This is a genomic window from Sorangiineae bacterium MSr12523 (genome assembly GCA_037157775.1).
In the GTDB taxonomy this organism is placed as follows: domain Bacteria; phylum Myxococcota_A; class Polyangia; order Polyangiales; family Polyangiaceae; genus Pendulispora; species Pendulispora brunnea.
Genome location: CP089982.1, coordinates 9,750,917 through 9,777,277 on the forward strand (window position 1 = coordinate 9,750,917; position 26,361 = coordinate 9,777,277).

Here is a 26,361-nt window from a genome sequence, read left to right on the forward strand (position 1 = left end):
CCCGGTCCGTCCATTAACGGGGCGGCATCGCCTTCCCATGAGCATGGTCTCGGACCTCGACCTTCCTTTGACCCCTCCGTCGCCGCGCGCGCGTGAGCGTCTGCGCGCATGCATGGACGAGCACTACGACGCGGTGTGGCGGGCTTTGCGCCGCTTCGGGGTGCCCGAGTCCCAGGTGGAGGACGCGGCCCAGCAGGTGTTCATCGTGTTTGCGAACCGGCTCGAGGCCGTGACGGAAGGCTCCGAGCGCGCGTACCTCTATGGCACGGCGGTCCGTGTTGCTTCGGATTTGCGCAAGCGCGCATCGCGCTCGCGCGAGGTTCCTTCGGCCACCGCGGCCGACGAGCATGCGTCGCCGGAGTACGATGCCGAGCAGCTTCTCGAGGTGCGCCGTGCCCGCGCGTTGCTCGACGATGTTCTGGCGTCGATGCCGATGGATCTGCGCACGGTGTTCGTTCTGTACGAGTTCGAAGAGCTCACCATGGCCCAAATCGCTGCATCTCTGGAGATCCCTCCGGGCACCGTCGCCTCGCGTTTGCGACGCGCGCGCGAGTTCTTCGAATCGAGCGTCAAAGCATTGCAGGCAGGGACCGAACCATGAGCCACCCGAACGATCCGCGTCGCTTGAAGGACGAAACCCGCGACCGCTTGGCGCTCGCGCTGCTGGCATCGGTCCGCCTGGACACTCCCCAAAAGGGCGCGCGCGCCCGCGCCAAAGCCGCCCTGGGCCTCGCCCCTTCCGGCCTCGGCCTCCTCAAATGGCTCTCCCTCGCCACCCTCGGTACCGCGAGCATCGCCCTTTCCATTGCCCTCTCCCCCGAAAAAATCCCTTCTATCCAAGAAGATCCCATCGAAGAAGTAATTCCTGCTCCTTCAAATCTTCCCTTCAAAGAAGACGCTTCAAATCCTCCTCCCAAAGAAGACCCTCCAAAAAAATCAGATCCCGCAAGGAAAGCGCCCCCCAAAACCGAACGACGTTCCTCCCTGCTCGAAGAGATGGCCCTCCTCGACGCCGCACGCGCATCGATTGCAGCCCACGCCCCGGCGAGGGCGCTTGCGACACTCGACGACCTCGAGCACCGTTTTCCGCAGACCACCTTCCGCGAAGAAGCAACGGTGCTCCGCATCGAGGCACTGCACGCCGCAGGCGATCGTGCGCGCGCGGAAAGCCTCGCGCGTGCCTTCCTCGAAGCGCACCCGAAGAGCGCGTACGCGCGTCGCGTGCGCTCCCTTCAACCCTGACGACTATTGCGGCTTGTCCTTTTCCTCTTTCGTCGCGGCAGCCGGAATCCGCTCGTCCGTGGCCTTCGGGTTCATCACCTCGAAAAACGCTTGCCGCGCCAGCTCGCCAAGGGGTGCAGGCTCACTGCGCAATGCCAGGAGCACGCCCTTCTCTTTCATGAACTTCAGAATCGCAATCGCGTCTTCGCGCTTCTGCGCGTCGGCGCCCTTTGCGTCGCGCACCAAGCGCACGCGCAAATTCACGCGCGTCACCGAATGCGGACCGTTGTCGGTCTCGATACCTTGCAGCGCGCGCGACAAGATCAACTTCGGCCAATCTTGCAGGGCGCCATTCACCTTCACGTGGGCGCAGGCTTGCGCGTTGCGGATCCACCGCGCCACGTCGCCCTTCTCGTAGTTCTTGTCGCTCCAGTAGCCGAAGGACCGATTGTAGATGTCCTTGATCTCCTCGAGCGCCTCGGCCGCCACATCGTTGTACGACGCCACCGCCCGAGTCGCCTGGTCGACGTCGCCGCCAATGAGCAATGCCAACACGGCATCGCTGCGCGTGTTCGGATCGGTCAACTTGGCCTCGAGCTGCTTTGCCACGTCGGGCGTCACCCCGCCGAAGCCAATCGCGCGGGCTGCTTGGTGGCGCACCTCCAGCGGCACGTTCGGATCGAGCACGTTCACCAGCCCGCGCGTCGCCGACTGCGCCGGACGGTGCACCAACGTCTCCAGGTAGCAGGCCCGGATGAGCGCATTCTTCGGATCCGGCTTGTTGAACTCGTGAACCTTCTTCACGACCTCGCCGAGTTGATCGTCGGTCGCCACCCAGGAGAGCGCAAAGCACGCTTCGATCCGCGATTGCTCGTTGTTCTCCGGGTTCTCGATGTACTTCGTCAGCGTCGGGTACGCCTTCGGGTCGCCCCACTCGGCGAAGCCATCCGAGGCACCCACGCCGAGACCGCGCAAGGTCATGCCCAGCACCGCCAGACCGCCCTGCATCAGCGAATCCATCGTGGCATCGACCTTGGCCGGCTTGCGGTTCAACTGCTTCTCGAGCAGCCCCCAGCTCGCCGGATCCTTCGTCATGCCGACGTACCGAAGGGCGCTCTGCGCCGTGGCCCACGTCGGGGGAAAATCTTGCTGCCCTTCCTTGGGCAACGGGTCCTTCGGATCCGCCCACTTGCGCAGCAACGTCAACCCGCGCGCCGAGCCCGCGGCCGCGAGAAAACGCATGCCGTTCGCGTGCGGCTGCGGAAGATCCGTCGTCCAGAAGACGGCGCCATCCTCGGCGACCGACAGAATGTCGTTTCGCTTGTCCGGGTGGAGCACCGCCAGATCGGCCAGCATGCGCGCGGACACCACGCGCTCGTTGTCGTCGCGCACCAGCTCCGGATCGTCGACCTTGTTGTAAAGCTTGAGCGGGTCCTGCTTGAGACGCCAACCCAAGGTCGTCGCCGCACGCACGTCGCCGATCTCCGCCAAACGCAGCGCCGCCTCGGTCTTCCAATGCGGCTTCGGGTTCGACGCGATGTACTGCACGAGCATGTCGCCCCCGCGCGGATCGGCCAGCTCGCGCATCATCTCGAAGAGCTGCCGCGTCTGCGCTTTCTCACGCTCCGGGTTGTCGTGCGACACGCTGCGGATCGCCAAAATGAGACCTTTGGCACCGACGCCGTCGCGCAGCGCCTCGAGGAACTTCAGGCGCGAATTCTTGTCCGCCCGCGACAGCGCATCGAGAAGCGGCCCCACGGCGTCCTCGTTGCCAATGCGACCCAACCCGACGGCGGCCTCACGCGCCACCTCGACGGATTTGTCCTGCACCAGCTTGATGAGCACCCCGGTCCACTTCGCATCGCCCGTGCGCGAGAGCACCGTGGCAATGAGCTGGCGCACGCTCTCGCTCTCGTCGGTCGCGTACGTGGCCAATTTTTCGAGCGGAACCATGCCGGCGAGAAGCTCCGGATCGAATGCCGGAACGCCGTCCAAGCGCTGCACCTTGGACAGATGACCCAAGCGGTACTCGGAAAGCACGGCTTCGAATGCGGAGCCCTCGTGCAAGGTGGCCAGGGCCCAACTGATCTGCGGCTTGTCGCTGCTATCGGCCTCCTGCAGCGCCTTCAGAAGCGCAGGCTTCGCCGCATCGGCCGTGGGCGACCCGTATTCGAGGATGGCTTGCGCCGCCGTACCGCGCACGCGATGGTCGTCGGAGGCGAGGCCCTTGATGATGAGGTCGAGCCCCGCGGGATCCTTCGCCCACGCGAGCTCCGCGAACGCCTCCTGCTGAAGGGCGGGCACGTCGTTGCGAGCGGCCCACGAGCGCCATTTCGGAACCGCCTCGGCCTTCGAAAGCACGTAAATGTGCTTTCGCTCCGCGGCAATCTCTTTGACGCCGAGCTTCTCCGATTCCCCCTTCACTGCGAGCACCGCAAACACGATCCCGCCGAGGACCGCGAGACCGCCGATGCCAATCGCTATCGGCTTGAAGGCCCCTTTTTTGAAGTTTCCCTCGTCGACATCGTAATCATTGCCTTGCATCGCCGGAAGGACGATATCAGAGCGGAACACCAGCCAGGAAAAGAATGCATACCGTCATCGTCGCCGCCGCAGTTTTGATCGAGGGGAACCGCGTGCTGCTCACGCAGCGCAAGGCCGGCGCTCATCTCGCGGGCTCCTGGGAATTTCCGGGCGGAAAGGTCGAGCCAGGGGAAGATCCCAAGGCGGCTCTCGCACGCGAGCTCGCGGAAGAAGTGGGCATCGTTGTGCGGATCGGTGAGATTGTCGATGTAACGTTCCACCGCTACGACGACGCGAACAAGGCCGTGCTGCTCCTGTTCTACGAGGCGGAACGAACGACCGATTCGCCCGCCCCTCACGCCGTCGACGTGGCCGACTTGCGCTGGGCTACCGCCGACGAGCTCCAACCCGCGGATTTTCCCCCGGCCGATGTGGCGATTTTGGCCAAGGTACGACATAGGCTGTCCTGTCTGGTATGATTGCTTGTGCTCGTGATACCATCGAACAGCGGTTGCAGGCATGGCGGAGCATAACCGCAAAGGGGAGAACTTTCCGACGACCCAGCACTCCATCCCATTCGGGTTGAAGAGTGCGGACTCCGCCGAGAAAACGCGCTCCCTCGAGCGACTGACCAAGGCCTACTGGAAGCCGGTTTACAAGTACCTTCGCCGCAAGTGGCGCAAGACTCCAGCCGAGGCCGAGGAGCTCACGCAGTCGTTCTTTCTGCGCGCCATCGACAAGAGCACCTTCGCCTCGTACGACCCGGAGCAAGCGCGCTTTCGGACCTTCGTGCGCGTGTGCGTCGACCGGTTCGTGGTCGATCAGAAGCGCCACGAGTCGGCCATCAAACGCGGTCACGGCGTGCGCTTTCTGCAATTGGACTTTCCCGGCGCCGAAGGGGAAATCTCCAGCGACCACGCCATGCTGTCGGATCCGGAGAAGCTCTTCGAGGTCGACTGGGTGCGCAGCGTGCTCGGAATCGCCGTCGAATCCCTGCGCGCGGCCTGCGCCAACAAGGGCAAAGACGTGCACTTCCGCGTGTTCGAGCTTTTTCACCTCGGCGATGCCTCCGAGAAACCGAGCTACGCGGAAGCGGGCGCGATGCTGGGCATCTCGGTGACCGACGTGACGAACCGACTGAGCTACGTGCGGCGCGAGTTCCGCGTGATGGTGCTCGACACCTTGCGCGAGCTCACGGGAAGCGAAGAGGAACTCCGCAGCGAAGCGCGCGCCGTTCTCGGCGTGGAGCTTTGATCACGCGGGCACGAGCAAGTCGCGCGTGATGGATGCGATGTCCGGGCAGCCGGCCAGGGCCATCGAGGTGGTGAGCTCGTTCTGTAAGATTTGAAGCACGCGCACGACACCGGCCTCGCCGCCCACGGTGAGACCCCAGAGAATGGGGCGGCCGACCATCACGGCGCGGGCGCCCAAGGCGAGGGCCTTGAAGATATCCGTGCCCCATCGGATGCCGCCATCGACGAGGACATCGAACCCGGCCGCCTGGCGGGAGGCCACGGCATCGAGAACGCGCGGAAGTGCATCCAACGAGGCAATCGCATTGTCGAGCTGGCGGCCGCCGTGGTTCGAGACGACCACGCCCGATGCACCGGCGTCGATGGCCCGCAGTGCGTCGTCGCCGCGCACGATGCCCTTCAGCAAAATGGGCATGCGTGTGATCTCGCGGAAGCTCGCAATGTCGCGCCAGGTGAGCGACGGATCGTGGCGCCCGGTGGCGTAGGCATGATGGTACGCGTTCTTGGCGCCCTGTACGGCATCGGCCAGGTTGGCCGCGGTCATGCCGGGCGGCAGGGTGAACGCGTTGCGGAGATCGCTCAGGCGGCGGCCCATGACCGGCACGTCGACGGTGACGACCAAGGCCTCGTACCCGGCCGCGTCGGCGCGCTCGATGATCGAGCGCGTGATGCCGCGGTCCTTGTTCACGTAAAGTTGGAACCAACGCGGCGTGGCGCCCGCGGTGTTGGCGGCGTCGAATGCGGTGGCGATCTCCTCGAGGGGCTTGGTGGCCAAGGTGGTGGCCACGTAGGGCGCGCCGGATTTCGCCGCGGCACGGGCGCTGGCCAGCTCGCCGTCGGGATGCGCCAAGCAGTGGTAAGCCATGGGCGCGATGAGAATGGGCGTTGCGACGTCGCGCCCCAGGAGCCGAATGCGCGTGTCCACCCGGCTGACATCGACCATGACGCGGTAGTCGATGGCCCACTTGCGGAATGCGCGGCGGTTCGCGCGGAGCGTGGTCTGCGACTCCGCCCCGGACTTGAAGTAGCCCAAGGTCGAAGGAGGGAGCTCCGCACGCGCGACCCGTTCGAGGTCACGGACCGTGAGAAACGTCGACATATCGAGCGGCTCGATCATGCCGAAGGTATACCGAGGAGCCCGTCCCGGCGCAGCTCATGAACAACGATGCCGGCAACAAAGTGAGTGCGTCAAGGGTTTCATCCTCGCGGAATCGGGTTATTGAATTCCCCTATGTCCAGCGAAAGCTTGCACGAGCCGGAAGACCGACTGTCCGAGCCAACGAAGAACATGCACCGCGCGATCGTCTCGCTCATCGAGGAGCTCGAGGCGGTGGACTGGTACCAACAACGAGCCGAGGCCGCAACGGACGATGCATTGCGCGCCGTGCTCGAACACAACCGCGACGAGGAAATCGAGCATGCGTCGATGACGCTCGAATGGATTCGCCGCAACAACCCGCGCTTCGACGCGAACCTTCGCACCTATCTGATGAAGAGCGAACCCATCACCGAAATCGAGGAAGCGGAGACCGCTGAAGAAACGCAGCCGCAAACGACGACACCGGCTGCCAAACGGGGGACGGACGGATCGCTGGCCATCGGAAGCCTGAAGGAGACTCCATGAATCTTCTGAAACGTGAGCTCGCCCCCATTCTTCCCGATGCCTGGGAAGCCATCGACCAAGAAGCGACGCGCGTCCTCAAGTTGAACCTCGCCGGTCGCAAACTGGTCGACTTCAAAGGCCCGCACGGCTGGAAGTATGCCGCCGTGAACACGGGCCGCCTCGAGTTCCTCAAGGACTCCCCCGCCCCCGAGGTCGCTGCGGGCGTGCGCTCGGTGCAGCCGCTCATCGAGGTGCGCACCATGTTCAAGTTGGACATTCTCGATCTGGATTCCGTGGCCCGTGGGGCAGACGATCCCGATCTATCCGAGGTCGTGAAAGCCGCCGAGCGCATTGCCCACGCCGAGGACAGCGCCATCTTCAACGGCTACAAGGGCGGCCAGATCGACGGCATCATCGAGACGAGCCCGCACACCCCCATCGAGGTGCGCGCCATCGAATCGTGGCCGCAGAGCATCGTGCACGCGAAGGAGACGTTGCGCGCGGCCGGTGTCTCGGGCCCGTATGCGCTCGCCCTCGGCAAGCAGGCTTACGACGAGCTTTCCGCCGGAAGCGAAGACGGCTATCCGCTGCGCAAGCGCATCGAACGCACCTTGATCGACGGGCCCTTCGTCTGGGCGCCCGCCATCCAAGGTGCCGTGCTTCTCTCCACGCGCGGCGGCGATTACGAGCTCACGGTGGGCCAGGATCTATCGATTGGCTACCATTTCCACGACAAGCGCACCGTGGAGCTCTACATCACCGAATCGTTCACCTTCCGCGTGCTCGAGCCCGCGGCGGCGGTCGTCCTCAAGCGAGGCTAGCCCAAGATCGATTGCGCGATCTCGTCGGCCGTGAGCTTGGCCAAAACGATGCCGCTGCGGTAGTGGCCCGTGCCCCAAAAGAGGCCGGGAATGCTCGAGCGGCCGACGAGAGGACGATCGGCATGGGGTCGGAAGCCGACCCACGTGGCCGACAAGGCGGCGTGCGCGAGGCCGGGAACGGCGGCGATGGTGCCATCGAGAATGTCGCGCAGGGCGCCCGCCGTGACCTCGCGTCGGTAACCGACGAATTCGACGGTGGAGCCGCAGTAGACACGGCCATCGCCGCGCGGCACCGCGTAGGCGTGCCCGTTGACGATCATGGTGCGGAGGCGCGGCGGGCGCTCCTCGAGTTGCACCACTTGACCGCGCGCGGGGCGCACGGGTGACAGATCGGCCGCGCCGGCCATACCAGGAATGAGCGAGGACCAGCTGCCTGCGGCCAGCACCGTGGCATCGGCACGCACGATGGTCTCGCCGTCATCCGGTGCGCTGGCAAGTGCGACGCCGGTGCAGCGGTCGCCCTCGAGGAGGACGCGCTCCACCACGGCGCCGATGCGCATCGTCACGTTGCGCATCTTTCCCAGGTGCGCAACCAAGGCGCGTACCAGCGCGGGGGGATCCACCTGCGAGTCGTCGGGGAAGTAGGCGAAGGTGCCCGCCTTGGGCGCCAGCTCGGGCTCGATTTCGCGAGCCGCCGCGACGTCGAGGATCTCGGCGCGCTGTCCGAGCTCGCGCTGGACCGAGACGATGCGCAGGATCTTCTCGCGCTCCTCTCCGCTGTCGGGCAGCACGTGGAGGATGCCCGACACGCGGTAGCCGACGTCGATGCCGGTCTCCCGGCGCAGCTCCTCGGTCCACTCCGCATAGGCGTCGCGCGCACGCACGAAGTACGAAATGCGCTCGGGGCTCTCTTCCTCCACCTCCGCGCCTGCGCCCAGCATACCGGCCGCCGCGCTCGAAGCCTCCGACCCCGGAACCGCGCGCTCGAGCAGCACCACGTCCGCCCCGCGCTTCGCCAACGCCAGCGCCGTCGCGCAACCAATGACCCCACCGCCAATCACCGCTACCCGCATGCCCAAGGCATTAGCACAGCATCATTCTTCCCCCTCCCCCTCCCGCTCCCGCTCCCGTCGAAACGCTCGGGAGCGGGTACGCCTAGCGCACTCTTCGAGTCAAACGCACCAACGTCGCCACGTTCCACACCGCGAACCCGACGAAGAGCACCATCAACCCGCACGACCACCGCGCCCGATCCGGCGTCTCCCCATCCACCAGAAGCCACGCATGCGCGGGCACGTGGCTGCGCAAGCTACGGTGCCGCGGCCCCACCGCGTCGAAGCGCACCAGCCTCCCGGAAAACGTGCTCGGCGGAACGAAGCGCGCGCTCTCCTGCCCCGACGGCACGCGGATCTCCACCCAGAGGTCCGACCGGCCCGCCACCGGTGCGAGCCGGTACGAGTCCGACTCGAAGGGCCGCTCGTACCGAATCGCGCCGCTCGCGCCCAGCATGCCGCGGGCGTTCACCAGCCGATTTTGACCGACCTCCTCGAGCTTGAGCGCCAGAAGCTCCCCCGCCTCGAACGGACTGCTCGGCGCAAAGGCATACGCCGCATCGCGGGCCAAAGAGACGACCATGGCCAGCGACGCAAGCGCCGTGACGACCAGCAGGAGCAGCGTCCATGTACGTTCACGCCGGGGCGGATCGGGCAGCTGCAGAAGCTCCGGATCGACCGGCTCCGCAAACTCCACCAGGCCTTCGGGGGAATGGCTCATCGGACGCACATCCAGGTTGACATCTCACAGGCACGAACGTTCCGTAATTTTTCTCGGCGGCCAAGCCGCAGGCAGGGTAGGCTTTTTGCCATGGCCAAGGCCTCCGCTTGCCCGAGTTGCGGCTTTACGCAAAATCCCCCGAATGCGGTGCGCTGCGCCTCGTGCGGCGCCAAAATGGAGGCGCTCGGTCGAAGTGGCCGTACGCGCGAGGAAGAGCTCGAGCGCAGGTACCAGCAGGAAGGGCTGAGCATCAAATGGATGTTCATTGCCCTGCTGGTGCAGGTCGTTCTTACGGCCGCGCTCGTCTTCGGGCTGCCCATCGTCGTCGGCGCGCTCGATTTCGAGGGCGGCAACGGCATGATCGTGTGCATCCCCGTTTGGTTCCTCGGCGGCTTGCTCATCGGCATGGTCTCGCCGGGGCGCACGTTCATCGAGCCCGTGGTGGCCAGTTTCGTCGTGGCCATTCCCACCACGTTCGTGCTCGTGCAGAACCAGACCGTGCGCATGATTCCCACCTTCCTCTATGTGATCATGGCCGCCATCGGCGTCCTATTCACATTGGTCGGCGCATACATCGGGGAGCGCATCCAGCTCGGCCCCCCGCCGAAAACTGCAGAATAGTCCATGTCGTATGACGTCATCATCGTGGGCGGCGGGCCAGGCGGGTCCGTCACCGCGTCGCGGCTTGCTCAACTCGGCCGGCGTGTGCTCGTCCTGGAGAAGACGCCCTTTCCCCGCTTTCACCTGGGGGAGTCGCTCCTTCCGCAGTCGATGCCCATCCTTACGCGCCTCGGCGTGATGGACGAACTGGAGCAGCGCTTCCTGGTGAAGCGCGGCGCGAACTTCCACCTCAGCGGCACGGGCAAGACCGCCCGGTACGACTTCGCCGAGGCCTTCGACAAGAGCGTCAAGTCGGCGTTCGAGGTGCCACGCGACGAGTTCGATCACGTGCTCCTTCGCCGCGCCGCAAGCTTGGGCGCCGAAGTGCGCGAGGGTTGGACGGTCACGCGCGTCGTCTTCGACAACGACCGCGCCGTCGGTGTCGAAGCGCGCGAGCCTCACGGGGCCACGCATTCGCTCGCCGCGCCCTTCGTGGTGGATGCCACCGGCCGCGATGCGATGCATGCGCACACGACGCGCAGCACCATCCGGGTGCCGCACCTCGACAAAACGGCCCTGTTCTGCCACTTCCGCGATGCCTGGCGCGACACGGGGGATCGCGAGGGCGACATCCAGATCGTCGTCTTCCCCGCGGGTTGGTTCTGGTTCATCCCCTTCAAGGATGGCCGCACCAGCGTCGGCGCCGTCGTGTCCAGCGCGTGGATGAAGACGCGCACCCCCGGCCAGACCGTGGACGATCTTTACCGCCGCGCGGTCAGCGAGTCGGACGTGGCCACGCGCATGCTCGCCGGCGCCGAGCAGCTGTTCCCCGCCGGCGCCACCGCCGATTTCAGCTTCCGCGTGAAGAGCCTCGTCGGCCCTGGATGGCTTGCCGTGGGCGATTCGGGCGGCTTCATCGATCCGCTGTTTTCGACCGGCGCACACCTGGCCATCTATGGCGGCTACCACGGGGCCGACGCCATCCATGCCGCACTCGAGACGCGGGATGGGAGCATGGATCGCTTCATCGCGTGGGAAAAACAGGTACGCCGGGGCGCCGAGCTCTTTCTCGGCGCCGTTCAAGCGTTCTACCAGGGCACGCTTACGGAGTACCTGTTCGCGGACAAGCCGCATCCCTTCTTGAAGCGCTCCATCACGTCGATGCTCTGCGGCGACGTGTTCAGCGGCGACGAGCGCTGGACGCGCGAGATTCAGTCGCGCTTTCCAGCGTCGTTCGACTGAACCTCGTCATCCGCGGCGCGTGCGGGTGCCCTCCCGTTCGATGCGGAACTCAGTCGCGCTTGCCGGGGTCTCTCGGATCGACGGCACCCGCATCGGCTCGCAAATGCACGGTCCGTGCGATCTCGATGTGGAGCACGCCGTCGGTCGCGCGCACGCGGTCGAGGGCGCCCGCCGGGATGCGGGCGGTCACGACGTCACCCGCGATGGTGTCCACCTCGATGCCGAGCGCGGTGAGTTTCGCGCGTGTGACGCGGGCGGGATCGATCTGGAGATAAGCGCGGATCATTTCACCTCGATCCGATGCATCGCCACCCTTCACCGCTGCGGGAGAGGTAGCGGAATCAGGAGCCGGATCGGATGCCTTGTTCGGGCACCCGGTGAGCGCGAGCCCGATGATGGCAAGCAGCAGCTTCATCGGCGGCATCCGCGGCGCCTCCGGCGGACGAGCACCATGCCGAGGGCAATGCCCAGCGCGGTGACCCCCGAAGCGACGCTGCCGGTGGAGGACACGTTGCAGCCAACCTTTCCGTCATCCTTCGAGTCGTTCGGCGGCGCCAGTTTCGAATCGCTCATGGCGGCGAGTGCATCGAGCTTCCCGTAGCCCCATGTCGCGCTGGGAACGGTTGCACCGTCGGGCTTCACCGCCGTGCGGCTCAAGATGCCGCGTACGTCCTCGACGGTGAGCTGCGGATTGCGCTGCAGCATCAGCGCCACCACGCCCGCCGCCGCCGGCGACGACATGCTCGTTCCCTCGAAGGCCGCGTAGCCGTCGGGGCTCGATTTCACCACGCGCTCCGTACGCACCGCGCTGGGCGACACCCCGCCATTCAGCGCGGAGACGAGAAGCTCGCCCGGCGCGGCAATGTCTGGCTTCATCGGTCCGACGCCATTGCGCGACGGACCGTGACTCGAGAACGTACTGAGCGCGCCGAGGTTCACCACCTTGCCGTCGACGTCCTTCTTCAGATGCTCGACGCCATCGGTCGTCGTCCACGTGTTGCGCGTCGTGAACGAGCCGACGGCCAGCACCTTCGAAGCGATGGCCGGATAACCGATGGTCATTTCATGGTTGACCGTCAGAGCCGGATCGTTGTCCGCGAGCAAGAAGCCTCCGGCCAGGGTCGTGTCGATGAATGCATCGAATTTGCCCTTGCCGGTGATCTCGAGAAGCCAGAGCACCTGCTCTTCTTTGTGGTCCGCATCGGTGTCGATCATCGAGATGAAGATGTTGCGCGCCCCCGAGGGCGACGACACGCTTCCGAAGCCTCCCACCGCCCCCACCGCGGTCGTGCCATCGGAGATCAGCGTGTTCTGGAGCGGCCTATCCACCGACACCGCCTTCGAGTAGGCCGGCGTAGCGCCCGGTGCGGCCACGAAGCCCACGCGCACCGCGAGATCCGAGCCCGCATCGCTCCAGATGCTCACGACCTGCTCCGCGAAGGATTGCCCATCCTTGCCCCTGGCCCGCCCCGGAAGCCATCGAACCACGATGGGGGTCGCCGAGGCGGTACCCGTCGCGTGCACCGCCACCGGCGTGGAACCGAGCGGGTTGATCGTGCCGCGGCCTTCGTTGCCGGCCGAGGCCACGACGAGCCTTCCGGGCTTGATCAAATTATCGAGGCACTTGTCCGCCAACGACGAGCCGTCGTGCGGGCCGGTGTGCTCGCCGAGGCTCAAATTGACGACGGCGGGCTTGTTCGCCGCATCCGCGATCTTGAAGATGTACGAAACGCCGTCGCACACCGCCGTCGAGAAGGCCTCTTCGAAGCTGCCCGCGTCGGGAGGCGTACCGAGATCCACGAAGACGAGCTCCGATTCGGGGGCCATGCCGACATAGGGCACGCCCTGCACGGCTCCACCAGCGGCAATGCCCATGACGTGCGTCCCGTGGTAGGCCGTCAAGGCGGTGTACGAGCACTGTCGCGCATCGATTTCAGCGGCGTCGCACTCGCTGCCGTACTTGTAACCCGCGGGAAATCTTCCCTTCGTGCCCTGATCCCAGATGGCGCGCACGCGCGTGTTGCCGTTCGCCTTTTTGAAGGCGGCGTGTTTCAAGTCCATGCCGTTGTCGACCACGCCCACGATGACGCCTTCGCCCTTGTAAGCCGACGAAAGCGGGGAGGCCCCGGCGTGCACTTGATCGGCGCGCACCGCGACCGCGGCCTTGTCGAGCTTCGTCCTCACGGGCAGGCCGCCCTCCATCCGCGACACGATCGCGTCGTTGGCGATGCCGGCGATGGCCTCGGGTGGCACGCGCGCGGTCATCACGTCGCCCGCGACGGTGCCGACCGTACCGCCCGCGGCCTCGATGATCCGACGCGTGGCCTCGGGATCCTTCGACTGCACGAAGATCGACACCGGCGGGGAAGCCACGGCCGTCGTGGCATTCGGCGCATTCGACGCGAGCAGCGAGCGGGTGCGCAACGTCGCATCGAGCTTGTTCCAGCCCGACGTCGTCAGGCCGGCCTGGGCGATGCGCGGCTCGGGATCCTCGCCGGCGGGGCCCGATGAATCGGAGCACGCTGCGACGGAAACGGCCATTGCCCCCCCGAGGGCACACAGCTGCACGAATTTTCTCATCACGAACTAGACGCTCCCTGGTTTCAAATGGCGCGTAAAAATACGTTCGCGATAGGTTAGACGTCTTTACTCCACCGCGGGCGCGCCATTTTGCGAACGAACGCGCCGTTTGGCGCCGTTCGTCGGCGAGGACGACGCCTTGCGGATCGGCTTCGCCTTCAAGAGCGGAGCAAGGAACTGCCCCGTGAACGACTTGGCGATGCCCGCCACGTGTTCCGGCGTGCCCTCCGCCACCAAGGTTCCGCCGCGTGCACCGCCCTCGGGGCCGAGGTCGATGATCCAGTCGGCGCACTTGACGACATCCAGGTTGTGCTCGATGACCACCACCGTGTTGCCCGCATCGACGAGCCGCTGGAGCACCGCGAGCAGCTTCTTGATGTCGTCGAAGTGCAACCCCGTCGTCGGCTCATCCAGCACATAGAGCGTGCGCCCCGTCTGGACCTTGCCCAGCTCGCGACTGAGCTTCACGCGCTGCGCTTCGCCGCCGCTCAACGTCGTGGCCTGCTGCCCGAGCTTCATGTACCCCAGGCCCACCTCCACCAACTTGTCGAGGATGCGCGTCAGTGCGGGGAAAGCCTGAAAGAGCTCGCGGCACTCGTCGATGCTCGACTCGAGCACGTCGTGGATCGACTTGCCCTTGAAGCGCACCTGCAAGGTCTCCGGGTTGTAGCGCTTCGTCTCGCACGCCGAGCACGGGACGTACACGTCGGCCAAGAAGTGCATCTCGACCTTGACGGTGCCGTCGCCGCCGCACGCTTCGCAGCGTCCGCCCTTGACGTTGAAGCTGAATCGTCCCGCGCCGTAGCCGCGCGTGCGCGCCTCGGGCAGCTCCGCGAAGATCTCGCGGATCATGTCGAACGCCTTGGTGTACGTCCCCGGGTTGGAACGCGGCGTGCGGCCGATGGGCTTCTGGTCGATGGCAATCACCTTGTCGAAAGCCGAAAGGCCCTCGATGGAGTCGTGCTCGCCCACCGGATCCGAGCTGTCGTGGAGCGCGCGCCCCAGCGCCGGCAAGAGGATGCCGTTCACCAGCGAGCTCTTTCCCGCGCCGCTCACGCCGGTCACCGCGGTGAGCACGCCCACGGGGATCTTCACGTCGATGCCGCGCAAATTGTGGGCGCGGGCGCGTTTCACCTCGAGCCACGCGCGCGCGGTGCGGCGCTCCGCGGGAACGTCGATGGACTTTTTGCCCGAGAGGTACTCGCCGGTGAGGCTGTTGCTCGCGAGCAACTCGTCGGGCGTGCCGTTGAAGGTGATGTTCCCGCCCATGTGCCCTGCGCCGGGCCCGAAGTCGACCACGTGATCCGACGCCATGATGGTCTCGGCGTCGTGCTCCACGACGATGACGCTGTTTCCGAGATCACGCAGGCGCTGCAACGTGGCGATGAGGTGCGTGTTGTCGCGGGCGTGCAAGCCGATGCTCGGTTCGTCGAGCACGTACATGACGCCGGACAGCTCGCTGCCCAACTGGCTCGCGAGGCGAATGCGCTGCGCTTCGCCACCGCTCAACGTCGGCCCCTTGCGATCGAGGGTGATGTAATCGAGCCCGACGTCGAGCAAGAAGCGCAGACGGCTCTGGATCTCCAAGAGCGCGCCTTCGCTGATCTGGCGATCCGACGAGGGCAGCTCGATCCGGTCGAAGTGCGCGGCCACCTCGGCGATGGTCATCGACGTGACCTCGGTCACGTTTTTGGCGGCGACGAGCACCGCCAGGCTCTCGGCGCGCAGCCGTTTGCCGCTGCACGATTCACACGGGCGCTCGCGCAGGTAGCGGCGGTACGTGTCGCGCGCGGCCTCGGAGGCGGTCTCGCGGAACTTGCGCTCGATGTTGGGGATGACCCCCTCGTACTTCATCGCCCACGTGTTCTGGCCTTCTTTGCCCCAGCGCACGTTGATGCGATCTTGGCTCCCGAAGAGGATGCGCTCTTGCTTTGCCTTGGGGATCTTCTTCCAAGGTGTGTCGAGATTGACGGCGAAGGCCTTGGCCACGCCGTCGATGATGCGCGACGTCCACCCTTCCCCGCGCTGCATGGCCGGCGCCCACGGCGCAATGGCGCCGCCGCGGATCGACAGCGAGGGATCCGGGATGACCAGCGAGGGATCCACCTCGTCGCGCACGCCGAGGCCGTTGCACGAGGGGCACATGCCGAGCGGCGAGTTGAACGAGAAGCTCTGGGGCGAAAGCTCGGGAAAGGCGATGCCGCAGCATGAACGCGCCTCGCTGTAGAGGATCTCCTCCTTGCCGGTGTCGACGCGAAGTTCACCCTTGCCTTCCCGCAGCCCGAGTTCGACACCCTCGGCCACGCGGGCGCGATCTTCTTCCTTGAGCACGATGCGATCGATCACGACGTCGACGGAGTGCTTCTTCTTTTTGTCGAGCGCGGTGACGTCTTCCAGGCGCGAGATCTTTCCGTCGATGCGCACGCGCACGAAGCCACGCGTGCGCAAATCGTCGAAGATTTCGCGAAATTCGCCCTTGCGGTGCGTGACCAATGGCGCAAACAAAGTCACCGCGGTGCCGTCGGGGAGCTTCACGATTTCGCGCGTGATGGCCTGCGCCCCTTGGGCGGCGACCTTCTTTCCGCACTTGGGGCAGTGCTGCTCGCCGAGCTTCGCGTAGAGCACGCGAAGGTAGTCGTACACCTCGGTGATGGTTCCCACGGTGGAGCGCGGGTTGGACGAGGCGCTCTTTTGCTCGATGGCAATGGTCGGCGAGAGGCCGCGCAGGTGCTCGACCTTGGGCCGTTCGAGCTGCCCTAAAAATTGCCGCGCATAGGCGCTCAACGTCTCGATGTAGCGGCGCTGCCCCTCGGCGTACAGCGTATCGAACGCCAAGCTGGATTTTCCCGAGCCGCTCGGCCCCGTGAAGACCACCAGCTTTCGCTTGGGCACGGCCATTTCGTCGATCTTGAGATTGTGCTCACGCGCACCGACGACCTGGACGAAGTCAGGCTCTTTTGCGCTTTGAATCCGAGATTTCACCTACACCTTCACTTTCGACCCGAGGCCGCGTGGGAAATAGCACAACGCGCTCTAGGGTCACGTGCGGTCGGATTCGAGTATCCGGCGGATTTCTTCTGGCACCAGGCCGTAGCCTTCAGCAACCTGCAGAAGAACGTCGTTCAAGACCGCGTTCAAAAAGCCGCGAAGGTACGGTGTCTTCTCCAAGGCGCGCGTCCGTGTGAGCAGGCGCGGAATGCTGCGCACGATCGCCTGGCGCGCCTCGTCGGCGCGGCCCATGTTGGTGCAAATCCGATGCAGCGTCAGGAAGATGGGCGCCTCGTTGAGCAAACTGGGTGAGCCTTGGTCCACGAGGGTGCACGCCCGCTGCGCCAGCTCGTACGCGCGCTCCACCGCCCCACAACGACGCTCCGCCTCGGCAAGAAGGGCGAGCGCGACCGGCACCACGTCGAGCATCTTCGTGGCCTCGTACCCCTGCGCCGCAATGCGGAAAAGCGTGCGCCCGTGCTGCGCATGCTCGGACCCGGTCGTCGACTGAGCAGACCCCGCACAGTTGTCGAGCCGCATGAATTCCATGCCGCGGTAAAAAAGAACCCCCAGCGTCGCGCGATCGTGCGGAACCCAGCTCCCCGTGAGCGCGCCCTCGGCGGTGGAACGCGGCTCTTCGAGCAGGTGATTCAGCGCCGGATCGGCTCCGAACGTGGCCGCCCAGCAGAGAAGGTTCATCTGGCCATGCCGCACCGTGCCGGGCGACCCGATGGCCTGCGCGATGGCAATGCCCGCCTCGATCTGCGCGCGCGCTTCGTCTTTGGCGCCGATCGTGCACAGGGCAAAGCCCATGTTGATGGTGAGCATCGCCTCACGCGTGCGGAGCCCTGCGGCGCTCGCCGCCTCGGCCGCGGCCCGCCGTGCCTCGAGGGCCGCGCCCACTTCGCCGCGCGCCTGGTACACGACCGCGAACGTCTGCCACGCATCCACCGCCGCTGCAGGGATGGCATGCTCGTGCGCGATGGTCAGCAGCCGATCGGCCACGTCCGCGGCCTTGTCGTGCTCACCCGCATAAGCGAAGCGCGCGGCCAACACCGCCGCCGAGCGCGCCTCTTCGTCGCAGAGCCCCGCGTCCCGCGCCTCGCGTCCCACTTGCTCGAGGCGCGCGCTCGTCTCGTGGTCGCCGCCGCGTGCATCCTCGTAGCGAAGGCGTGCACCGCGCGCGCGGATTTCGCTGGCCGCGTCGTAGACGTTCTCCTCCATCGCGCGCACCGCGCTATCGCGCTCGCCGGCGCGCGCGTCGAGGCGGCTCCACGCTTCGTCGAGAATTTGCGCACGCGCGAACGCGGTGGCCTTGTCCTCGGCGAAAGCCAGCGATTTTTCGGCCATCGACACGGCGTCGGCCAGCGCGTTCGCCGCGAGCGCCCGCGCCGCCGCCTTCTCGAGGTACGCGGCCGCTTCCACGCTGCGCCCGCCCAGCTCGAAGTGCCGCGCCACGATGGCGTCGTCCTCGCCCATCTTGGCGAGCCAGCGCGCCGCACACGCGTGCAGATCTTTCAGCGCGTCGTCGCCGAGCGACGCGTAGGCCACCTCGCGCATCAAGGCATGCTTGAACGCCCACTCGCGGGTCCCCTGAAAGCGACTCACGGCCTGCTCGCGCAGAACGTCGGCCGCCGCGAGTGAGCGCAATGCTGCGCCGGCCTCGGCGACGTGAAGCTCCGACAACCCTGCTTCCCAACCGGTGAATCCGAAGACCGACAGCTTCACCGCCGCGTCGCGCGCGGCATCGTCCAGGGCATCGAGGTGCACCTGCATCGCCGCCTCGATGGTCGGCGCTGCCGCGGCATCGCGGCCCTTGGTGGCCAGCCGCGCAAGCTCCTCGGTGAACAGCGGCGAGCCACTCGCCTGCGCCGCGATGGTATCGCTGATCTTGTCGGCCTCCGACACCACGTCCCCGAGCAGCGAGCGCGCGATGAGGCGCACGCTCTTCTTGGACAAAGGCCGCAGCTCCACGCGCACGTGGTCGCGCGAGGCGAACAGGGCCGGATTCTCGCGCCACAAGCCGGGCCGCGTGGTGCCGAAGACCCAAAGGGGCAACCCGACGGCGCGCCCGAGCAGGTGATCCAACATGAAGAGGCTTTCGCTGTCGCACCACTGCAGATCCTCGATGCCGACCACGAGCGGCTTCTGCTTCGCCACCGACATGCCCAACTCGGTGAAAGCCATCCAGAGTGCGTCACGTGCGGCGCGGGCCTCGGCCAGTGCGGGCAGCGGCTGATTGCAAATGATCAGCGCCAAAAACTCGCGACCATCGCCCTCGGTGACCAAATCTTTGATGGCCACCATGGCCTCGTACTCGTCGACGCGTTGATTCGCGACGCCGGCGAGGCCTCGGGCAATGCTGGAGATGATGCCCAGTGCGTGCGCGCTGGAAAATGTCTCGGTGCGCACGAGCACGACACGCGGCGCGCTCACGTGGGACGAAACGCGAAGCAGGGCCTCCTGCCGCAAGCGCGTCTTGCCGATGCCCGGCGCACCCGTCATGGTCGTCACCACCGGCGTGGCATCGTCCACACATCGTTCGAACGATGCGAGCACCTGCCCCAGCTCCGCCTCGCGCCCCACGAACGGCGCACCGCCTGCGCCCTCGTGCTTACCGGGCAATGGCTCGCCCACGAGCGCGGAGCCGTCCTCGCGCACCAAGAACTCGAATCGCCCGCGGGCAAGCTCCGTCGTCGTCGTGTCGGCCAGCACGTACCCGCGCTTCGAGTCGCGTGCGAGCGCCGCCGCGCGGTCGACGACCTCGCCCATCGGGCGCGTCTTGTCGATGCGCGTCCGGCCCGTGGCCACGCCCACCGCCGCGTTCGTGCGCGCGAGGCGCATGGCCAAGTCCAAGGCGCGGGCCGCTTCATCGCCGAGCGCCTTGCGCACGCCGAGGTGGGCCACCACCGCATCGCCACCGAGCTCCGTGGCATCCGCACCACGCGCGCGCAGGTGCGCAAGCAACCGCGCCCGCGGCGCCCCTTTGGGAATGTGCGTCGCGAGAATGGACGTCACCAGCCGCGAGCCGCCGTACGACGACGGCGTCAAAACGCCGCTCGCCGGGGGCATGCTCGGAGTGGTGGCCAGCGCATCCTCGGGCACGCCGATGCGCACCACGTGCGGCGTGTCCATCACGAGCTCCGCGGCCAGCTTGCGCAGCTCTTGCGCCACCACCTCCGCACTTTGCGGGCGGTCCGACGGAATCGTTTGCAGGAGCTGCCACATCAACTCGTCCAGCGCGACCGGCACCTGCCCCACCACTTCGGACAGGCGCGGTGCGGGCGTCGTGACCAGGCGCGCGAGAATCGCCACCGGCGTCGGCCCCACGTGGGGCGGGCGGTTCGCGATCATTTCGAACAAGGTCGCGCCCAATCCGTACAGGTCCGCCGACGCGCTGATCTCGCCATCGCCCCGCGCTTGCTCCGGGGCCATGTACGCGGGCGTTCCCACGATGGCGCCCGTGCGGGTCAGCTTCGCATCCTCCGCGGAGGCGACACCGAAATCGACGAGCTTCACGCAAAGGGGCCCCGAATGCGGCCCGTTGCGCGACGAGGAACCGCTGCGCAGAAGAATGACGTTCGACGGCTTCACGTCGCGGTGGACGATGCCTGCCGCATGCGCCGCCGAGAGCGCATCCGCAATCTGAGCCGCGACCTCCAGGCATTGGCCCACGGTCAGCGGATTGCGCTTTTGCCTCTGCGCGATGTCCTCACCCTCGAGCCATTCCATCGCCACGTAGGGCTGCCCTTCTTCGAGCTGGCCGAATGCGACGAGGCGAACGATACCCGGGTGCACCAGTCCAGCGAGAACGCGCCCTTCTCGGTAGAAGCGGGCCTCTTCGCCGGCATCGACGCCGGGAATGGCAATGACCTTGAGGGCGACCCACGCGCCCGAAACGCGGTCGAAGGCTCGGTACACGATCCCGACCCCGCCGCGCCCAACCTCGCGCTCGACTTCGAACCTCTCCCCCACGACCGATGAAAGAGGTGAAGGGATCACGGCCTCACGGCGCCCCCTCCGCCGCGCGCCGGCCCTCTCCGATGATGAAGACCTCGTAGCTCACGCTTCGAGTCCCCTCGGGCCGAATGATGCGCTCGCTGGAAAAGTGCTTTCGCAACTCCGCGCGCGCAATGGGCAGGTCCTCCCCCATGAAGATCTTTCCGACGAAAGCTCCACCCACCTTCGAAAGACTAGCTGCAACCGCGAGGGCGCGCATGAAAAGCTCGAAACTTCGCGTTTGGTCGCCCAACCGATTGCCTGTGGTGTTGGGCGCCATATCGCTGAGAACCACGTCATAGGGAGCGTGGAGCGCCAGGGCGTCATTTTCGAGTGACAGCGCATCGCCCACGGTAAAGGTGGCGTGGGGGGGTAGCCCAATCTCGATAGGCTTCAGGTCGATGGCGAGCAGCCGGCCGCTGGGCCCGATTTTTTGGGCGGCGTACATGGCCCAGCTTCCCGGGGCCGCGCCCAGGTCGAGCACGTGCATGCCCGGACGGAGCAAGCGCACGCGCCGGTCGATCTCCTCGAGCTTGTAAACGCTGCGGGCCGGAAACCCTTGTGCTTTCGCCGTCTTGGTAAAGTGATCCGGCTTCTTGTAGGGGTTTTTGCCTCGCATGAAGATCGACCCGTCCGCGGCCTCGCACGCCAACCCTGTCGTCTCGTACGTTCCATAACGCGAAACGGACCGAGTTCTTTCGATAAAAGCCGCCCGGACAGTCAGGACAGCGTCGAAAGCACCTCTTTAACCCCGCTGAGGTGTACTCCTGCACGCAGCTCGCCCGAAAAAATCCGGACGATCTTTCCTTGCTTGTCGATGACGAAGGTCAGTCGCTTCGTGCGCTCGAGGAGGCCGAAGATGGAACCGTCGGCCCCGTACATGCGAACGATGCGTTTCTCCGGATCGCTGACCAGGGGGAATGGAAGGTGGTGTCGGGCGGCGAAATCGCGGTGGCTCGCCTCGGTGTCGGAGGAAACACCGATGACCTCGGTGTCTTTTCCGCGGAGATCCTCGTAGAGATCGCGGAAGCCGCACGCCTCGCGGGTGCAGACGGGGGTGAAGTCGCCCGGGTAGAAGTAGAGGACGATATTTTTCTTCCCGCGGTAGTCAGACAGGCGAAATGTTTCGCCTTTCGTGTCCTTCGCTTCGAAATCAGGGGCTTCTTGGCCGGCTGCGAGCGCTCCGTCGGTCATGGTTTCCATGCTCTATCAGCCGCCTGCCCGCGTTGACAGAGTCATTTCCAAATGCTTTAAGGCCGCACCTCTTCTAGCCGGCGAGACGCCGGCGCTGCATCCGGCATCGATTCGTCAGCCGGCCCGCCACCGTTTTTCCTAGAGCTCCGAAAGAAGGCTATCCCATGAATACGCACCCGAAAATCGCCGAAATCGAGTCGAGCCAGCTTCGCTCGGGGCTCCCCGATTTCCGCGTGGGTGACACGGTCCGCGTGCACTACCGGATCGTGGAAGGAGACAAGGACCGCATCCAGGTCTTCCAGGGTGTCGTTCTCAAGCGCCACCGCGCCGGCGCCCGCAGCACCTTCACCGTGCGCAAGGTCAGCTTCAACGTCGGCGTCGAGCGCGTTTTCCTGACGCACTCCCCGCGCATCGACAAGGTGGAAGTCGTCTCCAAGGGCATCGTCCGCCGCGCCCGCCTCTTCTACCTCCGCGACCTTCAAGGCAAGGCCGCCCGCGTCCGCGACCAGAAGGACGCCTGATCTAAAGCTTTTCAGCGCTGCATCTCTCGGCCGCCATGGTCTCCATGGTGGCCGTTGGCGTTTTGTCCGGCCGAAGAGAATTCACATGAAGGCGGGAAGGCGGGAAGGCTTTACGGCACGAGCCGTCGCGGAACGCGTTTTTGTTGTTTTCAGATCGGACCGTGCGCCGAGCGGAAAACCTCAAAAATCTTCCCGCCTTCATGTGAATTCTCTCGAACAAAAAGGCCCGCGATGGGGATCGCGGGCCTTTCAAGAAAGCTAAGGGGAAATTTGGATTACTTGAGCGTTACTTCGGCCAAGGTTTGGGTGACGTTGCTCCAGCGGATGGTGCCGTCGGTGTAGGAGTAGTAGGCGCTGCCGGCGGCGCCCTCGATGGCGGTGACGGTGCCGAAGACGTTGGCGGCGGCGGCGTTGGCGACGGGGAGCGGGACTTCGATGGAGTCGCCGCCCGCGGTTTTCACGGTGACCTTTTTGAGGACGCCCTCGGCGCCGCCCTGGTGGTTGTTCCAGACGATCACGCCGTTCTGGAAGGTCTCGGTCTGGGTGCCCGCGGCCCCGTCGGAGGACACGAAGGTGCCCAGCTTCAGGTTCACCGCGAGGTCGACCACGTAGGTCGGTAGCGGGTTCGGGGCCTCGAGCGAGCCCTTGGCCGACAGGCCGCTGATCTTGCCGGTGAACGTGTTGAAGTCGACGGTGCCGTTCGCGTACACCTCGTGGTCGACGCCGCGCTCGTGACTCGAGCGGACGTGTGCCCCAAGTCCGAGCTTGCTGGCCGCGTTCTTCACGGCGCCGGCGATGCCCGTCAGGGTCACATCCTCGATGGCGCCCGTGGCGGTCGTGTACTTCACCGCGCCGGCGCTGAACTTCGCCGTCGTGGAGCTGCCCGACGCCGTGACGCTGACGAACGTGCCGATGCGGCTATGTGCCGCGGCCAGAGCGGCCTTCGCGGAAACCGTCTTCCAGTTGCCGTCGGTGCCGAAGCCCACGTCGAGCAGCTCGCCCGTCTCGTTGCGCGTGCGAACGTAGCCGTTGGTGAAGCTCCAGTACGCGCTGCCGGCGGCGCCCTCGACGCCGTCGAAGGTGCCCAGCTTGAGGATGACCGCGAGATCCGCAATGTCCTGCGTGAGCGTACCGTTCGGCGTCACCACGGAGGTGAGCGTCCCGGTAAAGGTGTTGAACTTGATGCTGCCCTTCGCGAACTTGAAGGTCGCCACCGGCGAGGCCTTGTCCTGCCCCTGCGCGGCGCCCAAGCCGAGCGAGTTCGCGTACAGATTCACCGTCTGGATGCCGACGGCAAGGGCGCCCTCGGTCGTCCCCGTCTCCTCCGTGGCATTCGATTCATCGCGCGTGTCGGCGGCGCAGCCCACGACGGCGGGGGCAAAGGTCGCAACAGCAGTAAGAGCAGCGAAAAGCGCAAGTTTGACGTTCATGGATGGGAAACCTCTTCTCGGGTGATGTCTCGACGGATGTTCGATCGTCTACCGATCGGATGTCATCAAGTGGTCTGGCCGGTGATACGCGGCGACCTCCGAGATCTCCCCACATGAATGAAGTAAATTTCGAACGGTCGTTAGGCTTCTCCAGCCACCTGTTCCAGCACATTAAAGAGGGCGCGTGCGCTCTCTTCCCAACTGCCGGGCCCGGTATGAACGATGGCCTCCGCGTCCCAAGAGCGGTTCAACGCATCCACCAATCCGTTCGCGAGGGCGCTCGCGTCCCGGGCGGGAACGAGGAGACCCGAACGCGGGTCGGCCAGGCAATCGGGGATGCCGCCCACGTCGGAGCCCACCACCGGACGGCCGCTGGCCAGCGCCTCGAGCACCACGTTGGGGGTTCCCTCGTTGTGGCTTGGCAAGGTGAAGACGTCGCAGGCCCCCACCCACGTCGCCACTTCGCGCAGAGGGCGCGGGCCCGGCGCGATCAGTGTGCCTTCCGGCAGGCTCAATTGCGCGGCGCGCACACGCTGCACGAGCTCGCGCGAAACGCCATCGCCAAGCAACGCGAGCCGGGCATCGGGCCGCGCCGCGCGCACGCGCTCGAAGGCGGTGAGCAGCTCGCCCACCCCCTTCTGCGGCTCGATGCGCCCGCAAAAGACGATGAGCGCGCCTTCGCGCGCGATGCCCAATTCGTCGCGGCAGGCGGCGCGATCGCGCGGCCGGAACAGCGACGTGTCCACGCCGTTGCGAACCAGGTGGATCGCACCCGCGCGCACGCCCATGTCCTCGAGTAGCCGTGACAGCGGACGCGCCACGGAGATCATCGCGTTGGCGCGCGGAAGGACACGGCGCATGTATGCGCGCGCCGAGGCCATCTTGGCCACGATGTTCACGTCGGACCCGTGCACCTTCACCGCGCATGGCTTGCCGAAGGCGCGGGCCATCACGGTGGCCGCGCATCCATCGGGGTAGGCCCACGTACCCAGGATGACGTCGCTCTCGCGCACCAAGCGGCGAAGCGTGGGCTGCGAGGCCAAGGACGCGAGGTAAAGCGGCAGCGCCACCGACGTGCCCACGCGCGGCAGATAAAGCTGCCGCAGGTAGTGCGTGTCGATGCCCGCCACACGCTCGCGCTTCGGCAAGGCGGACAACTTCGCGGCGCGCTCCGGCATGCGCGTGCGATGTGCCAGCGGCACGTACGGGATGGCTTCCACCACCGTCAGCTCGCAAAGCTTCGCCAGTTCGACGAACTGTTGTCGATTGAAGGGAGAACTCAACGGTTCGAGGCTGTTGGGAAAAATCTTCGTGATCGCTAGAACGCGCATTTGGGAAGGGGGTTAGGGATCAGGGGTTAGGGTTTAGGGGGAGAATGCCTGGCGCTGCTCCAACATCTAATCCCTGCTTCCTCCAACCCTAACCCCTAACCCCCAACCCCTAACCCCTCAAAGCAATGCGCATCCTTCACATCGTGCAATCGTTGGAGATGGGTGGGCAGGAACGGCTCATCTTGCACCTTGCCCGTGCGCTTTCCGCGCGGGGACACGAGGTGGGTGTCGCGTCGCTGACGTTGGGCGGCGTGCTGCGGGCGGAGTTCGGCAAGGACATCGAGGTGTTCGATGTGCCGCGGCATGACGGGTTCGACGCCTTCGTCATCGCGCGAATGGCCAAGGCCATCGCCGATTTTTCGCCCGACGCGGTGCACACGCACAACCCGTCGCCCATGTTTTACGCGGTGCCCGCGGCGCGTTTGCTCGGGGTGAAGGCCATCGTGCACACGAAGCACGGGGCCAACATTTACGGTAAGCGCTCCCTGCATGCCGCGCGCGTGGTGGCGCGGCTCACGACGGCGTTCGTCGCCGTCTCGGAAGGCACGGCGGAGGCGGCGCGCATCAAGGAGCGCGTTCCCCCCGCGCTGCTGCACGTCGTGCCCAACGGCATCCCGTTGGACGATTTCGGGCCGAGTATGGAGACGCGTGCGCGCGTACGGCGCGAGCTCGGCATTCCCGACGATGCCTACGTCGTCGGTTCGGTCGGCCGCCTTGCACCGGAGAAAGATTACCCGCTGATGGTGCGCGCCATGCGCGACGTGCTCGGGCCGCGTGCGCGCCTGCTGCTCGTGGGCGATGGGCCCTCGCGCGGGGACATCGAGCAAGCCATCGCGGCGCTTCCCAACGAGAAGCATGCATTTTGCACGCTCACGGGGACCCGGCGCGACGTCGCCGATCTGCTCACGGCGTTCGACGTCTTCAGCCTCACGTCGCGAACGGAAGGGCTGCCCCTCGTCATCCCCGAGGCGATGGCTACCGCACTGCCGGTCGTCGCGACCGCGGTGGGCGGGCTGCCGAGCATCATTTCCGAGCACGTGGGGCTGCTCGCACCGTATGGCGACGTGGATGGGCTGACCCGCGCCATGCTCGCGCTTCGCGACGATGCAGAACGGCGCAGGCGCATGGGCGAGGCGGCACGAAAGCAGGCGCTCGAGCAGTTCTCGCTGGATAAAATGACGGACCGCTACGAAACCCTTTATCGGGCCGCGCGATCGCGCGCCACCAAGGAGCAGACTCTAGCATCGATCGCATAGTCGAAGCTTCACTCCCGCTTTTCTCG

The 26,361-nt window shown here is 66.0% G+C and carries 22 protein-coding genes; 10 read left to right on the forward strand and 12 right to left on the reverse strand.

Going from position 1 to position 26,361, the window contains the following annotated elements; translation table 11 throughout:
- Positions 1-37 precede the first annotated feature (37 nt).
- Both LZC95_38095 and LZC95_38100 read left to right on the forward strand, forming a co-directional pair.
- The gene (locus LZC95_38095) at positions 38-601 is read left to right on the forward strand and encodes a sigma-70 family RNA polymerase sigma factor (GenBank protein WXA92255.1); all 564 of its coding nucleotides are present in this window, start codon (positions 38-40) and stop codon (positions 599-601) included.
- Entirely contained in the window at positions 598-1,242 is a 645-nt protein-coding gene (locus tag LZC95_38100) for a hypothetical protein (protein ID WXA92256.1), read from the forward strand. Before LZC95_38095 ends, LZC95_38100 begins: the two co-directional genes overlap by 4 nt.
- Positions 1,243-1,245: 3 nt before the next feature.
- Here the strand turns inward: LZC95_38100 and LZC95_38105 are convergent, their stop codons facing one another.
- The gene (locus LZC95_38105; protein ID WXA92257.1) at positions 1,246-3,765 is read right to left on the reverse strand and encodes a HEAT repeat domain-containing protein; all 2,520 of its coding nucleotides are present in this window, start codon (positions 3,763-3,765) and stop codon (positions 1,246-1,248) included.
- 44 nt (positions 3,766-3,809) lie between these two features.
- Between LZC95_38105 and LZC95_38110 the strand changes: the two genes are divergently transcribed.
- Positions 3,810-4,223: a (deoxy)nucleoside triphosphate pyrophosphohydrolase gene (locus LZC95_38110; protein ID WXA92258.1), complete on the forward strand. Its 414-nt coding sequence runs from the start codon at positions 3,810-3,812 to the stop codon at positions 4,221-4,223.
- 40 nt (positions 4,224-4,263) lie between these two features.
- Positions 4,264-4,998, forward strand: a complete 735-nt coding sequence (locus tag LZC95_38115) for a sigma-70 family RNA polymerase sigma factor (GenBank protein ID WXA92259.1) — start codon at positions 4,264-4,266, stop codon at positions 4,996-4,998.
- On the opposite strand, the gene LZC95_38120 is transcribed toward LZC95_38115, so the two are convergent.
- Positions 4,999-6,114: an alpha-hydroxy-acid oxidizing protein gene (locus LZC95_38120; protein ID WXA92260.1), complete on the reverse strand. Its 1,116-nt coding sequence runs from the start codon at positions 6,112-6,114 to the stop codon at positions 4,999-5,001.
- A gap of 114 nt (positions 6,115-6,228) precedes the next feature.
- On the opposite strand from LZC95_38120, the gene LZC95_38125 reads away from it, so the two are divergent.
- The gene (locus LZC95_38125) at positions 6,229-6,621 is read left to right on the forward strand and encodes a ferritin-like domain-containing protein (protein ID WXA92261.1); all 393 of its coding nucleotides are present in this window, start codon (positions 6,229-6,231) and stop codon (positions 6,619-6,621) included.
- A complete protein-coding gene (locus tag LZC95_38130) occupies positions 6,618-7,421 on the forward strand; it encodes a bacteriocin family protein (protein ID WXA92262.1) in 804 nt (267 codons plus the stop codon). The genes LZC95_38125 and LZC95_38130 overlap by 4 nt, the downstream gene beginning before the upstream one ends.
- On the opposite strand, the gene LZC95_38135 is transcribed toward LZC95_38130, so the two are convergent.
- Positions 7,418-8,494, reverse strand: a complete 1,077-nt coding sequence (locus LZC95_38135; GenBank protein ID WXA92263.1) for an FAD-binding oxidoreductase — start codon at positions 8,492-8,494, stop codon at positions 7,418-7,420. The genes LZC95_38130 and LZC95_38135 overlap by 4 nt on opposite strands.
- Before the next feature lie 82 nt (positions 8,495-8,576).
- Positions 8,577-9,194 (reverse strand): hypothetical protein, encoded by a 618-nt coding sequence (locus LZC95_38140; protein WXA92264.1) that lies wholly within the window; start codon positions 9,192-9,194, stop codon positions 8,577-8,579.
- 90 nt (positions 9,195-9,284) lie between these two features.
- Here LZC95_38140 and LZC95_38145 point away from each other — a divergent pair, with 90 nt between their 5' ends.
- Entirely contained in the window at positions 9,285-9,815 is a 531-nt protein-coding gene (locus tag LZC95_38145; protein ID WXA92265.1) for a hypothetical protein, read from the forward strand.
- Positions 9,816-9,818: 3 nt separating this feature from the next.
- On the forward strand, positions 9,819-11,036 hold the full coding sequence (locus LZC95_38150; protein WXA92266.1) for a tryptophan 7-halogenase: 1,218 nt from the start codon (positions 9,819-9,821) through the stop codon (positions 11,034-11,036).
- 49 nt (positions 11,037-11,085) lie between these two features.
- Here LZC95_38150 and LZC95_38155 read toward each other — a convergent pair whose 3' ends face one another.
- The 6 genes from LZC95_38155 to LZC95_38180 all read right to left on the reverse strand — a co-directional run bounded on the left by LZC95_38155 (position 11,086) and on the right by LZC95_38180 (position 21,797).
- Positions 11,086-11,451 (reverse strand): hypothetical protein, encoded by a 366-nt coding sequence (locus tag LZC95_38155; protein ID WXA92267.1) that lies wholly within the window; start codon positions 11,449-11,451, stop codon positions 11,086-11,088.
- The gene (locus tag LZC95_38160; protein ID WXA92268.1) at positions 11,448-13,577 is read right to left on the reverse strand and encodes a S8 family serine peptidase; all 2,130 of its coding nucleotides are present in this window, start codon (positions 13,575-13,577) and stop codon (positions 11,448-11,450) included. The genes LZC95_38155 and LZC95_38160 overlap by 4 nt, the downstream gene beginning before the upstream one ends.
- Positions 13,578-13,682: 105 nt before the next feature.
- The gene (uvrA, locus tag LZC95_38165; protein ID WXA92269.1) at positions 13,683-16,598 is read right to left on the reverse strand and encodes an excinuclease ABC subunit UvrA; all 2,916 of its coding nucleotides are present in this window, start codon (positions 16,596-16,598) and stop codon (positions 13,683-13,685) included.
- A gap of 57 nt (positions 16,599-16,655) precedes the next feature.
- Entirely contained in the window at positions 16,656-20,606 is a 3,951-nt protein-coding gene (locus LZC95_38170) for a protein kinase (protein ID WXA92270.1), read from the reverse strand.
- 4 nt (positions 20,607-20,610) lie between these two features.
- Positions 20,611-21,222 carry an RlmE family RNA methyltransferase gene (locus LZC95_38175; protein WXA92271.1) on the reverse strand — a complete coding sequence of 204 codons (612 nt, stop codon included), beginning with the start codon at positions 21,220-21,222 and terminating at the stop codon, positions 20,611-20,613.
- A gap of 101 nt (positions 21,223-21,323) precedes the next feature.
- A complete protein-coding gene (locus LZC95_38180; protein ID WXA92272.1) occupies positions 21,324-21,797 on the reverse strand; it encodes a peroxiredoxin in 474 nt (157 codons plus the stop codon).
- A gap of 164 nt (positions 21,798-21,961) precedes the next feature.
- On the opposite strand from LZC95_38180, the gene rplS reads away from it, so the two are divergent.
- On the forward strand, positions 21,962-22,318 hold the full coding sequence (gene rplS / locus LZC95_38185) for a 50S ribosomal protein L19 (protein WXA92273.1): 357 nt from the start codon (positions 21,962-21,964) through the stop codon (positions 22,316-22,318).
- A gap of 275 nt (positions 22,319-22,593) precedes the next feature.
- Here rplS and LZC95_38190 read toward each other — a convergent pair whose 3' ends face one another.
- Both LZC95_38190 and LZC95_38195 read right to left on the reverse strand, forming a co-directional pair.
- A complete protein-coding gene (locus LZC95_38190) occupies positions 22,594-23,748 on the reverse strand; it encodes a hypothetical protein (protein WXA92274.1) in 1,155 nt (384 codons plus the stop codon).
- 140 nt (positions 23,749-23,888) lie between these two features.
- On the reverse strand, positions 23,889-25,079 hold the full coding sequence (locus LZC95_38195; GenBank protein ID WXA92275.1) for a glycosyltransferase: 1,191 nt from the start codon (positions 25,077-25,079) through the stop codon (positions 23,889-23,891).
- 125 nt (positions 25,080-25,204) lie between these two features.
- Between LZC95_38195 and LZC95_38200 the strand changes: the two genes are divergently transcribed.
- Positions 25,205-26,335, forward strand: a complete 1,131-nt coding sequence (locus tag LZC95_38200; GenBank protein WXA92276.1) for a glycosyltransferase — start codon at positions 25,205-25,207, stop codon at positions 26,333-26,335.
- Positions 26,336-26,361: the final 26 nt, after the last annotated feature.

Excerpts from the sequence above, each read along its gene's own strand:
- LZC95_38095 (WXA92255.1), top strand. The coding sequence starts at position 38 with ATGAGCATGGTCTCGGACCTCGACCTTCCTTTGACCCCTCCGTCGCCG.
- LZC95_38100 (WXA92256.1), top strand. The coding sequence starts at position 598 with ATGAGCCACCCGAACGATCCGCGTCGCTTGAAGGACGAAACCCGCGAC.
- LZC95_38105 (WXA92257.1), bottom strand. The coding sequence starts at position 3,765 with ATGCAAGGCAATGATTACGATGTCGACGAGGGAAACTTCAAAAAAGGG.
- LZC95_38110 (WXA92258.1), top strand. The coding sequence starts at position 3,810 with ATGCATACCGTCATCGTCGCCGCCGCAGTTTTGATCGAGGGGAACCGC.
- LZC95_38115 (WXA92259.1), top strand. The coding sequence starts at position 4,264 with ATGGCGGAGCATAACCGCAAAGGGGAGAACTTTCCGACGACCCAGCAC.
- LZC95_38120 (WXA92260.1), bottom strand. The coding sequence starts at position 6,114 with ATGATCGAGCCGCTCGATATGTCGACGTTTCTCACGGTCCGTGACCTC.
- LZC95_38125 (WXA92261.1), top strand. The coding sequence starts at position 6,229 with ATGTCCAGCGAAAGCTTGCACGAGCCGGAAGACCGACTGTCCGAGCCA.
- LZC95_38130 (WXA92262.1), top strand. The coding sequence starts at position 6,618 with ATGAATCTTCTGAAACGTGAGCTCGCCCCCATTCTTCCCGATGCCTGG.
- LZC95_38135 (WXA92263.1), bottom strand. The coding sequence starts at position 8,494 with ATGCGGGTAGCGGTGATTGGCGGTGGGGTCATTGGTTGCGCGACGGCG.
- LZC95_38140 (WXA92264.1), bottom strand. The coding sequence starts at position 9,194 with ATGAGCCATTCCCCCGAAGGCCTGGTGGAGTTTGCGGAGCCGGTCGAT.
- LZC95_38145 (WXA92265.1), top strand. The coding sequence starts at position 9,285 with ATGGCCAAGGCCTCCGCTTGCCCGAGTTGCGGCTTTACGCAAAATCCC.
- LZC95_38150 (WXA92266.1), top strand. The coding sequence starts at position 9,819 with ATGTCGTATGACGTCATCATCGTGGGCGGCGGGCCAGGCGGGTCCGTC.
- LZC95_38155 (WXA92267.1), bottom strand. The coding sequence starts at position 11,451 with ATGAAGCTGCTGCTTGCCATCATCGGGCTCGCGCTCACCGGGTGCCCG.
- LZC95_38160 (WXA92268.1), bottom strand. The coding sequence starts at position 13,577 with ATGGCCGTTTCCGTCGCAGCGTGCTCCGATTCATCGGGCCCCGCCGGC.
- LZC95_38175 (WXA92271.1), bottom strand. The coding sequence starts at position 21,222 with ATGCGAGGCAAAAACCCCTACAAGAAGCCGGATCACTTTACCAAGACG.
- LZC95_38180 (WXA92272.1), bottom strand. The coding sequence starts at position 21,797 with ATGACCGACGGAGCGCTCGCAGCCGGCCAAGAAGCCCCTGATTTCGAA.
- rplS (WXA92273.1), top strand. The coding sequence starts at position 21,962 with ATGAATACGCACCCGAAAATCGCCGAAATCGAGTCGAGCCAGCTTCGC.
- LZC95_38190 (WXA92274.1), bottom strand. The coding sequence starts at position 23,748 with ATGAACGTCAAACTTGCGCTTTTCGCTGCTCTTACTGCTGTTGCGACC.
- LZC95_38195 (WXA92275.1), bottom strand. The coding sequence starts at position 25,079 with ATGCGCGTTCTAGCGATCACGAAGATTTTTCCCAACAGCCTCGAACCG.
- LZC95_38200 (WXA92276.1), top strand. The coding sequence starts at position 25,205 with ATGCGCATCCTTCACATCGTGCAATCGTTGGAGATGGGTGGGCAGGAA.